A 6,493-nucleotide genomic window follows, 5' to 3' on the forward strand; every position below is an offset into this window, starting at 1 on the left:
AGTGCGTGCATGGCGTCGCAGGGCAGACGGGAATTTGACGACAGGGCCTAGCCCGGCCGAGGCGTTGTACCGGGCTCATGACCGGTACAACGCCTCCACCTCTGTCGCATACGCGTTCTCGATCGCCTTCCGCTTCAACTTCAGCGAAGGCGTCAGCAGCCCGTGCTCCTCGGTGAACTGGTTCGCCAGTATCCGGAACGTACGGATCGACTCGGCCTGCGAGACCAGGGTGTTCGCGGCGACCACCGCCCGCCGCACCTCGGTCTCCAGGTCCGGGTCGCGCACCAGCTCGGACGGGGAAAGCCGCGCCTTGCCCCGCATCTGGAGCCAGTGTTCGACGGCCTCGGAGTCGAGGGTGACGAGCGCCGCGATGTACGGCCGGTCGTTGCCGACCACGATGCACTGGGCGACCAGCGGATGGTCGCGGACGCGCTCCTCCAGGACGCCGGGCGAGACGCTCTTGCCGCCGGAGGTCACCAGGATCTCCTTCTTGCGCCCGGTGATGGTGAGGAAGCCGTCCTCATCGAGGGTGCCGAGGTCGCCGGTGGCGAGCCAGCCGTCGTGCAGTGCGGCGTCGGTGGCCTTGGGGTCGTTCAGATAGCCCTGGAAGATGTTGTCGCCGTGCAGCCAGATCTCGCCGTCGTCCGCGATGTGCACGGTCATACCCGGAATGGCCTGGCCGACCGTCCCGTACCGGGTCCGCTCGGGCGGGGTGACGACCGCGGCGGCGGTGGTCTCGGTGAGCCCGTATCCCTCGTAGATCTGGATGCCCGCGCCGGCGAAGAACAGCCCGAGCCGACGGTCCATCGCGGAGCCGCCCGACACCGCGTGTCTGACCCGGCCGCCCATGGCGGCGCGCATCTTGGTGTAGACGACCTTGTCGAAGAACTGGTGCTGCATCCGCAGGCTCGCCGACGGCCCGGCGCCGATCCCCCACGCCTTTGCCTCGATCGCGTCCGCGTAGCGGACCGCGACCTCCACGGCCTTCTCGAAGGCACCGGACTTTCCGTCCTTCTCGGCCTTGCGGCGGGCCGCGTTGAAGACCTTCTCGAAGATGTACGGCACCGCCAGGATGAACGTCGGCTGGAACGCGGCCAGGTCGGGCAGCAGCACGGCGGCGTGCATCTGCGGCTGATGGCCCAGCTTGACCTTCCCGAGGACGCCCGCGACCTGGACCATCCGCCCGAAGACATGCGCGAGCGGCAGGAACAGCAGGGTGGACGCCTCGTTGTCGCGCTTGGAGGCGAAGATCGGTTCCATGAGCCCGATGACCGTGCTCGCCTCGGCCATGAAGTTGGCGTGCGAGATGACGCAGCCCTTGGGACGGCCCGTGGTGCCCGAGGTGTAGATGATCGTCGCGATCGACTCGGGGGTGACGGCGCGCCGGTGCCGGTGAACCACCTCGTCGTCGATGCTCGCGCCCGCCTCGTAGAGCTCTTGCACCGCGCCCGCGTCCAGTTGCCAGAGCTTGTGCAGCTGGGGCAGCCGGTCGATCACCGTGGCGATGGTCATCGCGTGGTCCTCGTGCTCGACCACCGCGGCCGACACCTGCGCGTCGTGCAGCATCCAGAAGACCTGCTCGGCCGAGGACGTCGAGTACATGGGGACGACGTGGGCGCCGATCGTCCACAATGCGTAGTCGAAGAGTGTCCATTCGTAGCGGGTACGGGACATGATCGCGACCCGGTCGCCGAATCGGATTCCCTGGGCGAGCAGTCCCTTGGCGAGTGCGAGGACCTCGTCACGGAACTCGGCGGCCGTCACATCGCGCCACTGTTCGGTCTCGTCCTTGCGGCCGAACGCGGCCCGCAGCGGGTCTTCCTGGGCATGGTCGAACACGACGTCGGCCAGGCCGCCCACCGGCGGCGCCGACGCCAACGGAGGGTTGGTGAACTCGCGCAATCCCGCTCCTAGTGGCGCTCCGCACAGCGCCTTGGAAGCTACCCCACCCAGCGGCCGGGCGGGAGAGGGGTCAAAGCGCCGGAGGGTGCGGCATATGCACTGGTCAGTCGAGAAAATGCCCGCACAAGGGGAAGGGACCGGACATCTTCCCTACGCCCGCGTAAGTTTCGGCCCCGCAATCTCCACGGAATCTGTACGACCCTCCTACGGGGCACGGGGCGCCGAATACCGGACACGGAGGTTCCGATTCCGTGCCGTACGGCTACCGCCGGAGCCGGTCCCGGTGGCTCCGGGACCGGCTCCGCCGGTGTCATCACCGGGCCCTCACCGGTGTCATGTGCGGGACGCCGTCGCCCGCTCCGCCGGTGCCTCGGCCGTGTCCGTCACAGCGCGCGGCGTCCGCACCAACACCAGTACCAGCGCACCGGCGACCATCCCCGTCACGCCCGCCGCCACCGACGCCGAGTCGAGCCCCTAGGCGAAGGCGGCCCGCAGGGGGTGTTCGGAGAGAGGGCCGCGCAGTGTCCCGGCGCCGCCGCCGGCCAGGGTGTGGGCCGCGTCGTGCGAGAGCGTGTCCTGCATGCGGGAGGTCAGCACCGTGCCGGAGACGGCGACCCCGAGCGCGGACCCCAGCTGGCGGACCGTGTTCACCGCGCCGCCCGCCATGCCCGCCCGCTCCGGCGGCACGGCGGCGAGCGCGGCGCCCGCGATGGCGGGTGACACGAAGCCCGTGCCGATGCCGACCAGGACGAGGCACGGCACCAGCACCGTCCAACTCGTACCCGCGTCCAGCACGGCCTGGCAGAACGCGCCCGATCCGACCAGGAGCAGCCCGCCGCCTATCGTCAGCCGCGCCGGAACCCCGTGCCGTCCAGCATGTCGAGACGACCCCGTTGCTGCGCCGCATCGAACAACTCACGTACGCGAGACCGACGCGCTAGCCCCGCCACCCCGCAGCAGCCGGTCCCCGCCGCCCAGGATCGCGGCCGCGAGCGCGTCCGACGCCCCCTGCGCGGACGTACGCCGCTGCCCGTGCACCAGGACGAAGTCGACCTCGCCCAGTTCCGGCAAGCCCGCGCGGTCCGGGACGCGGACGAGGCCCGGGGGGATCAGTCCGCGTGAGTGGGCCATCACGCCGAGGCCCGCGCGGGCCGCCGCGACGAGGGCGTTCAGGCTGCCGCTGGTGCAGGCGATGCGCCACGCGCGGCCCTGGCGCTCCAGGGCTTCGAAGGCGAGGGCGCGGGTGATGCCCGGGGGCGGGTAGACGATCAGGGGGACCGGGCGGTCGGGGTCGAGCCGCAGGCGTTCCGCGCCGATCCACACCAGGCGGTCGTGCCAGACCAGCTCGCCGCGCGGGTCCTCGGGCCGCCGCTTCGCCAGCACCAGGTCCAGGTTGCCCGCCGTGAGCTGTTCGTGCAGCGTGCCGGACAGCTCGACCGTCAGCTCCAGGTCCACCTCCGGATGGTCGTACCGGAAGCCCTCCAGGATCTCCGGGAGCCGGGTCAGGACGAAGTCCTCGGAGGCGCCGAAACGCAGCCGGCCGCGCAGGCGGGTGCCCGTGAAGAAGGCGGTCGCCTGCTCGTGCACCGCCAGGATGCGGCGCGCGAAGCCGAGCATCGCCTCGCCGTCCTCGGTGAGCTCCACGGAGTGCGTGTCCCGCGAGAACAGCTGCCGTCCCACGGCGTCCTCCAGACGACGTACGTGCTGGCTGACGGTGGACTGGCGCAGCCCGAGCCGCCGGGCGGCCTGCGTGAAGCTCAGGGTCTGGGCCACCGCCAGGAAGGTACGCAGTTGGGAGGGGTCGTACACACCCCCACGTTATCGCGAATCGCGATGACAGTCAGAACGGTATGACGGATTCCCGATCGCGGGCCGGAAGAGGACGATGGAGAGGGCACGACCCGCCCCGGGACCCCCCCCGTGCCCGGGGCCGACCCCGTACGACGTCTGAGCAGTGGAGCACCGTGAAACGCCTGCAGTGGCCGAGTTGGATGCCGATCGACCCGTACATCCTGCTGTTGCTCGGGACAGTGGGCCTCGCGGCGCTGCTCCCCGCGCGGGGTACGGGCGCCGACGTCGCGGCGGGCGCGTCCACGGCCGCCATCGCCTTCCTCTTCTTCCTCTACGGGGCCAGGCTCTCCACCCGTGAGGCGGTCGAAGGCCTCAAGCACTGGCGACTCCACGTCACCGTCCTGGCCTGCACCTTCGTCGTCTTCCCGCTGCTCGGCCTGGCCGCCCGCGGCCTCGAACCGGTGCTCCTGACACACAACCTCTACACCGGTCTGCTCTTCCTCACGCTCGTTCCCTCGACCATCCAGTCGTCGATCGCCTTCACCTCCATGGCCCGGGGCAACGTGCCCGCCGCGATCTGCGCCGGCTCCTTCTCCTCCCTCGTGGGCATCGTCGTCACCCCGCTGCTCGCCGCGGCACTGCTGGGCAACAGCGGCGGCGGCTTCTCCGCGGACTCGCTGGTCAAGATCGTGCTGCAACTGCTGGTGCCGTTCCTCGCCGGGCAGGTGCTGCGCCGCTGGATCGGCGCGGCAATCACGCGTCACAAGAAGGTCCTCGGATACGTCGACCGCGGCTCGATCCTGCTCGTCGTCTACACGGCGTTCAGCGAGGGCATGGTGCAGGGCATATGGCACCAGGTGAGCGCGGTCCGACTGGCGGGACTGCTCGCGGTCGAGGCCGTGCTGCTCGCGGTGATGCTGACGCTCACCTGGTACGGCGGTAGGGCACTGGGCTTCCACCGCGAGGACCGCATCGCGATCCAGTTCGCCGGGTCGAAGAAGTCCCTCGCCTCGGGGCTTCCCATGGCCAGCGTGCTGTTCGGCGCGCACGCCTCGCTCGCGGTGCTGCCACTGATGCTCTTCCACCAGATGCAGCTGATGGTGTGCGCGGTGATCGCCAAGCGCCGCGCTCACGACCCCGAGGTGGCTACGACCCCGGTTCCCCCAGTCGCAGCGTCACGAATCGCGGTCGGTACAGCGCCACGTTCCGACTGAGGTTCGCCTGCGCCGAGACACCGCCCGTCGTGTCCAGCCAGTTCACGTCATAGCTCAGGACGAGCCGGTCGCCGTCGCTCAGCGCCGCGTGCACCTGCGGGTTGTACGCGGCCACCTGCCCCTGCGGCAGGGACGGACTGAAGCTCCGGGTGGGCCCGTGCCAGGGGCCGGTCGGCGCGCACGCCCAGTACGAGGTGATCGTCGTCAGGCCCGCGGTGCCCGCCGCCATCGTGAACAGGACGTACGTCCCGCCGTCCCGCACCACCGTGAACGCGCTGCCGACCCCGGTCCGCCGCCCGTCGCCGAGCACCGGCCCCGGCCGTACCCGCACCGCCCATCCGCTGCCGTCCCAGTACTCCCAGGCAGCCGGCTGGCCGAGCCGGCCGCGCGGCACCCGCGCCACGTATGCCTGCGAGGCGGGGCGCGAGGCGGCCTGCCCGTCGTCGCCGCCGAAGACATATGTCCACGCGCCCGCGTCGACCGTCGAGGTGCCGAACAGCACCCGCCGGGAGGGATCCGCCACGGAACTCTGGTCCAGGACCGTGGTGATGCCTTCGAGCCGCAGGCCGGGCAGTGAGAGCGTGGCGACCTCAGTGGACGTGGGCACGCCGTAGATCCACGGGGCCTGGCCGGCGGTACGGGTCCACAGCAGGACACGGACGACCTGCTCCGAGGAGCCGGGGGAGCGGGGTTCGACACGGGCCGCGACCGGCCACCGCCACCGCCCCGGCCCCGGGTCCGGGAACACCGGCGTCGGCAGCGTCGTCTCCAGCCGCCCGTCCTTCGACATCACCACGGCCGAGTTCCGCACCAGGGGGGCGCTCGTGTCGCGCCACGTGTACGACTCGCCGGCCGGGTTCGGCGGCCCGTGCACCTGGCCCAGATACGTGTCCGAGAACAGCCACAGCACCCGCCCGTCCGGCAGCCGCACCGAGTGCGTGCCGTCGCCTCCGGTCCAGTCGTCGACACGGCTCGCGTCGTCGCCGTACCGCGCGAACTCGCCCGTGAGCCGGGCGTCCGCGCTCCAGGACCGCAGCGTACGGGCCGTGCACGCGCCGCCGCCCTCCCGGTCGTGGTCGGGGAGGGCGGTGAGCAGCACGGCCGCGCAGACCAGGGCGAGCAGGACACCGAGGCCGGCCCCGGTCCGTCGTCGTCGTGCGTCGTCGGGCACGGACGGGACGTTAGTGTCCGCCGCGTACTTGGTCCATGGGCAGATACAGGACGGTGTCCCGGGTCACTTCCCGGGAGGGCGGCGTGTTCACGCCGAATGCGGGCTCGGCTGTCAGGGGCGCAGCACCACCTTCCCCAGGTTGCTCCGCGACTCGATCGCCGCGTGCGCCTTCGCCGCGTCCTCCAGGGCGAACTCCCCGTGCACGGCGGGCCGCAGGGCTCCCTCAGCGAACAGTCGCCACAGTTCCCCGCGCCACCGCTCGTACCGCCCCGGCTCGTTCCGGGCGATCCGGGCCATCTGGAAGCCGATCACGGACTTGGGCGGCAGCTCGCCTTGAGCGCCGCTCGCTGGCTGAACAGTGAGATGTCCGCTCCTGCCGACCCCCTGGACCTGTGGCGGACGGAGGGCCGGAAAG

At 71.2% G+C, this 6,493-nt stretch carries 5 protein-coding genes and 1 pseudogene; 1 reads left to right on the forward strand and 5 read right to left on the reverse strand.

Going from position 1 to position 6,493, the window contains the following annotated elements; all coding sequences use genetic code 11:
- Nucleotides 1–75: 75 nt before the first annotated feature.
- The 3 genes and pseudogenes from ABZ656_RS55500 to ABZ656_RS55510 form a co-directional block, all read right to left on the reverse strand.
- Entirely contained in the window at nucleotides 76–1,902 is a 1,827-nt protein-coding gene (locus ABZ656_RS55500; RefSeq protein WP_360280008.1) for an AMP-dependent synthetase/ligase, read from the reverse strand.
- A 333-nt stretch (nucleotides 1,903–2,235) separates the two neighbouring features.
- Nucleotides 2,236–2,778, reverse strand: a pseudogene (locus ABZ656_RS55505) (MFS transporter); the annotation flags it as partial.
- A 39-nt stretch (nucleotides 2,779–2,817) separates the two neighbouring features.
- Nucleotides 2,818–3,711 (reverse strand): LysR substrate-binding domain-containing protein, encoded by an 894-nt coding sequence (locus ABZ656_RS55510; protein ID WP_101401882.1) that lies wholly within the window; start codon nucleotides 3,709–3,711, stop codon nucleotides 2,818–2,820.
- Nucleotides 3,712–3,893: 182 nt separating this feature from the next.
- Here ABZ656_RS55510 and ABZ656_RS55515 point away from each other — a divergent pair, with 182 nt between their 5' ends.
- Nucleotides 3,894–4,907 carry a bile acid:sodium symporter family protein gene (locus tag ABZ656_RS55515; protein ID WP_360280017.1) on the forward strand — a complete coding sequence of 338 codons (1,014 nt, stop codon included), beginning with the start codon at nucleotides 3,894–3,896 and terminating at the stop codon, nucleotides 4,905–4,907.
- Here ABZ656_RS55515 and ABZ656_RS55520 read toward each other — a convergent pair.
- Together ABZ656_RS55520 and ABZ656_RS55525 are read right to left on the reverse strand one after the other, a co-directional pair.
- A complete protein-coding gene (locus ABZ656_RS55520; protein WP_360280011.1) occupies nucleotides 4,840–6,078 on the reverse strand; it encodes a hypothetical protein in 1,239 nt (412 codons plus the stop codon). The two genes, ABZ656_RS55515 and ABZ656_RS55520, sit on opposite strands and share 68 nt — an antisense overlap.
- A 111-nt stretch (nucleotides 6,079–6,189) precedes the next feature.
- Nucleotides 6,190–6,493, reverse strand: a 304-nt coding sequence (locus tag ABZ656_RS55525; protein WP_360280014.1) for a zinc-binding dehydrogenase, incomplete at its 5' end; no start/stop codon positions are given.

The sequence above is a fragment of the Streptomyces sp. NPDC007095 genome, from assembly GCF_040634475.1.
GTDB lineage: Bacteria > Actinomycetota > Actinomycetes > Streptomycetales > Streptomycetaceae > Streptomyces.

Bases quoted from the DNA above. Each gene is read 5' to 3' on its own strand.
- ABZ656_RS55515 (WP_360280017.1), top strand. From the start codon at position 3,894: ATGCCGATCGACCCGTACATCCTGCTGTTGCTCGGGACAGTGGGCCTC.